The sequence below is a fragment of the Haloferax prahovense genome (assembly GCF_000723845.1).
Classification (GTDB): Archaea; Halobacteriota; Halobacteria; order Halobacteriales; family Haloferacaceae; genus Haloferax; species Haloferax prahovense.
On record NZ_LK053004.1, the window covers coordinates 1 to 3,903 of the forward strand.

Genomic DNA, 3,903 nt, shown 5'->3' on the forward strand with positions numbered 1-3,903 from the left:
CCAAAGTGTACCCGTCGAGGAACCGATTGTACTGGTTCGTCCTCGCCTGAGTCTTCTCCTGCCGAACGCAAAGGCGTTTCGCCTGACGCGTATCGGACGTATACCAGCCGCAAACCGTCCAGAGCGGTGCTTACGGGACAGTCCACCGCAAGGACCGGAAGAGCGGAGCGCGGGTCCCAGTCCGCGCGGAGCGGGCGGAAGCGGGGGCTTGCCCCCGACCCGCAAGCCGGTCCGCAACAGCGGAGCGAAGCGGAGCGACACGACAGGCGGTGCGGTGCTGTCGCTTACTTGTTTGTTATCCAGAGTGCAATTGCGATTGTCAGGTCTATCGTGATTTTCAGTTCAAGCATTGTCTCACCTCCACTAGTAAACGTAGTCGAGATTAGCGGGGCGCGAGTGGTGGTGCGGGGCGGTGCGGCCAGTATCCTGCTACTACGCCCGCCTTGCCCCCCCTACGGGGCGACTCACGGGGTTTTCAGTGCTTCTAACGGGGGAATCCGGTTTTGATGCTTGGAGCCGATTCCGTCGAGTCTGAACTGCCGACTCCCGAATCCACGTACTACGGTGAAACGGTGCGGATTCCGGGGATGGGTGACGCGCCGAATCGGTGCCGTGGACTGACGCCGGTCGGATTCTGTGAATCGGGTCACGTCCATCTCGGTCGGTCGTCGTGTGACACGCGATACTGTCCGGACCACTGGCGCGGCTGGGTCCGCGATGGGACGGTGAGCGCGGTCGCGCGACTCGGAGCGTACCGGGAGGCGGCGTCCGGCTGGGGGAAGCGGCTACTGCACGTCGTCGCTTCCCCGGAGGTGGACCGGGTGTCTACTGACCGGTTCTGGTCGCTCCGGTCGGACGCCCAGGACGCGGTGAAGGCGGCGGGTGGGCGCGGCGGGTACATGGTGGCCCACCCGTACCGGACGAGCGACTTCGCGGACGAGATGTTCGCGGCGGCGGTCGAGCACGGGAACTGGGACGCTCGTCGAGGACGCTGGTCGTTCCTGCGAGACTGGGCGGACAGTAACGACTGGTCGGAGTGGGAGGAACTCGTGGAGGCGGGGCCGCACTACCACGCGCTGGTAGCGTGCGAGGACTTCGACCCGGACGGCGTGCCGGACGGGTGGGTCGTGAAGAACATCCGTTCGTTCTCCGCGTTCCACAAGCACGACCTCGAAGGGTTCGAGGACATGGCACGGGCCGCGTGGTATCTGCGGACGCACGGAGCGGCCCAGCAGGGCCGTCAGACGGCGACGTGGTTCGGAGAGATGCATCCGGCGTCGTTCGACCCGGAGGACGAACTGACGGCGACTGGGTGGCACTTCATGGAGGAGCGGGCGAGGGAGGCGGTCGGATTGGAGCCTGAGGAGATGCTGGGTGGCGATGGGGAGGAGCCGGAAGTGCGGTGCGCTATCGACGGGTGCGAGGCGGTGGTTCACGACCTCGAGGAACTGAGGACGTGGCTGTCGGATTCCTCATGGATAGCGTCGCTTCCGAGGAAGCGTATCCACAGGCTCCGTGCGGTGGAGATGTGGGTGTTCGAGGAGACACAGATACCTCCGCCGTCGATTCGTGGGAACGAGGCGCGGGTTCGCCAGTGGTTGCTGGAGACTGGACGGATGTTCACGGTCGACCGGCAGTCTGGGCTTGGTGCGTTCGGAGAGTTGTAGCTGTGTGTTGCTGATGACCTCGTGAAAACGGGCGAGGCGCGAGGCGCGGGTCACGCCCGAAAGGGCCGGTGCTGAAGACACCGACCCCGTGCCGTCACAGAGTCACCATGACAGCAAACGATTGCTCGGACGGCGAAGCGGATAGTTCCGACGGTCAGGAGTGCGAACCTCCTGCCGTTCGAATCATGAAGTTGCGGAAACTGGATAGCACGACGTTCGGGGTGACGATTCCTAAGGACGACCTCGAGGGCGACGGCATCGTGGTGGACGGCGAGTTGACCGACGAATGGCAGGTTGTCGTTCGGCACGTTGGCTCTGGTCGATGGGAGTTGTTCACAGGAAAGAGGCCGGACTGAGCAGGTCGGTATTACCGACTGACCACGGTTCCCCCACTCTTTAAGTCGGATTCAGATTCTTCTTGGGTTCGTTTGAGTGCTTCTTGTGAGGCGAGTGCCTGAACGAACGGGGTCTCGGTGAGCGGGGGTAGAGTGCCTTCGTTGGGAACTTCCCGAACGATGTATACGCCTTTCCCCATACGTTGTACGTACATTTGCTGGTTCTCTGGGACCTCTTTGTTCTCGTCGAGGATTCCATCAATCGCCAACTCGTCGGGGTCGAGCGCGACGAGTGGGGTGCCGTCGTGGTTTCGAAGCTTTCGGAATACCATGAAGTACCTGTTCGGCCACCCAATGGTACTTAGCTCTAACCTCGAACGAGTGGATTTCAGACGGACCGACCAAGGTTTTCTGGAGGTTCAAGCGGTATACATCGCTCTTACTGACTGTAATGGAGGCTGATACGAACAATCGAAGATGTCAGCATTGTGATTCGGTCGTTTCCCGGTCGTTCCGTCGAGTTTTCGGGGACGCTTCGAACGTCGTTCATCGGTGCAGAGAGTGCGATACGACGGCGAGGCTTTCCCGTGGTAGTGGGGCAGGAATCGACCCGGGTGTACCTGACCCGGAAACGTCGCCGGGTAGGCACGGTGGGTCGCCGGATTCGCTCACGGCCTCGAGCGCGGGTGACTAACATGGCAAGCTTCCTCGCCGCGGCGGTCGCTGGTTGGGTCGTTACGCTGGTGTCGGCCTTAGTCTCGGTCGGTGCATTGTTCGAATACTTCGAGCGCCGTCGTGAGGGTGAGTCGGTTTCTGAGACTTCCGACTGAGCTTCCTTTCTGAGTGACCTTGACCCACGGCACGTTCGCGTCGATCTCCTTCAGTTCCGAGGGAAAATCTCATTCTTATTGGGGTCGGTCACCGCCGAACCCTCGCCAAAGCGCACCTAGTAGTAAGTATATATGCCCGCCGGGGGGTGTGTGGTGGTGGTGTCGGTGGAGAACGCAAGGCGGCGGTGGGGTGGCGGCTGTTGAGTATCCATCGTGAACGGCAGTCGATTCCAGTATGTTGTCAGTCTTCTTCTGAACCGTCGCTTTGTCCGAGGTCGTGGTATACGTTGAGTAGAGCGGCTCTCGCATCGTCGTGTGAGAGTAGGACACCCCCGAGTGTGAGGACTGCACCAGCTGGTCCGATGAGGCCGCTGGCGTCGGCATAGGCGGAGGCGAGGAATAGTGTTCCAGACCAGAGGAGAACGATAGGGAGACTGATTGAAGTGGTGGATGGGTCGGCCTCGAGGCCGGTGCGGAGGAGCCGTCCGATTGCGTGCGAGCGTGTTTCTCCATCTTCCCGTGCGTCCTCGATTCTTTGTGCAAGGTCTTCGCTGACCTTTGCAGAAATCGTCGTTGTCATGTGGGTATACTCTGGTATACCCGGACTTCAAACCTCTGACGACGCTTGAGTCAAAACTAAGTGGTCGGGGGGAGGAGAAGTCAGTAACAGACAACGTCGCCACTTACAGAATGAACAGACGCCCGGAGGAAGGCCGGGCGACGGACGAACTCGACGGGTGTACCCTACCAAAGTGTACCCGTCGAGGAACCGATTGTACTGGTTCGTCCTCGCCTGAGTCTTCTCCTGCCGAACGCAAAGGCGTTTCGCCTGACGCGTATCGGACGTATACCAGCCGCAAACCGTCCAGAGCGGTGCTTACGGGACAGTCCACCGCAAGGACCGGAAGAGCGGAGCGCGGGTCCCAGTCCGCGCGGAGCGGGCGGAAGCGGGGGCTTGCCCCCGACCCGCAAGCCGGTCCGCAACAGCGGAGCGAAGCGGAGCGACACGACAGGCGGTGCGGTGCTGTCGCTTACTTGTTTGTTATCCAGAGTGCAATTGCGATTGTCAGG

The 3,903-nt window shown here is 61.3% G+C and carries 5 protein-coding genes; 3 read left to right on the top strand and 2 right to left on the bottom strand.

The features are described from left to right. Positions 1–725: 725 nt before the first annotated feature. Positions 726–1,667 (top strand): hypothetical protein, encoded by a 942-nt coding sequence (locus BN984_RS18845; RefSeq protein ID WP_156037909.1) that lies wholly within the window; start codon positions 726–728, stop codon positions 1,665–1,667. 107 nt (positions 1,668–1,774) lie between these two features. Then, a complete protein-coding gene (locus BN984_RS19540; protein WP_156037910.1) occupies positions 1,775–2,023 on the top strand; it encodes a hypothetical protein in 249 nt (82 codons plus the stop codon). Between the two features lie 11 nt (positions 2,024–2,034). Here the strand turns inward: BN984_RS19540 and BN984_RS18850 are convergent, their stop codons facing one another. Then, on the bottom strand, positions 2,035–2,334 hold the full coding sequence (locus BN984_RS18850; RefSeq protein WP_049969071.1) for a hypothetical protein: 300 nt from the start codon (positions 2,332–2,334) through the stop codon (positions 2,035–2,037). 119 nt (positions 2,335–2,453) lie between these two features. On the opposite strand from BN984_RS18850, the gene BN984_RS20185 reads away from it, so the two are divergent. Beyond that, entirely contained in the window at positions 2,454–2,696 is a 243-nt protein-coding gene (locus tag BN984_RS20185; RefSeq protein ID WP_081909291.1) for a DUF7563 family protein, read from the top strand. Positions 2,697–3,073: 377 nt separating this feature from the next. Here the strand turns inward: BN984_RS20185 and BN984_RS19545 are convergent, their stop codons facing one another. Beyond that, a complete protein-coding gene (locus BN984_RS19545) occupies positions 3,074–3,412 on the bottom strand; it encodes a hypothetical protein (RefSeq protein WP_156037911.1) in 339 nt (112 codons plus the stop codon). Between the last annotated feature and the right edge of the window lie 491 nt (positions 3,413–3,903).

Bases quoted from the DNA above. Each gene is read 5' to 3' on its own strand.
- BN984_RS19540 (WP_156037910.1), top strand. From the start codon at position 1,775: ATGACAGCAAACGATTGCTCGGACGGCGAAGCGGATAGTTCCGACGGT.
- BN984_RS18850 (WP_049969071.1), bottom strand. From the start codon at position 2,334: ATGGTATTCCGAAAGCTTCGAAACCACGACGGCACCCCACTCGTCGCG.
- BN984_RS20185 (WP_081909291.1), top strand. From the start codon at position 2,454: ATGGAGGCTGATACGAACAATCGAAGATGTCAGCATTGTGATTCGGTC.
- BN984_RS19545 (WP_156037911.1), bottom strand. From the start codon at position 3,412: ATGACAACGACGATTTCTGCAAAGGTCAGCGAAGACCTTGCACAAAGA.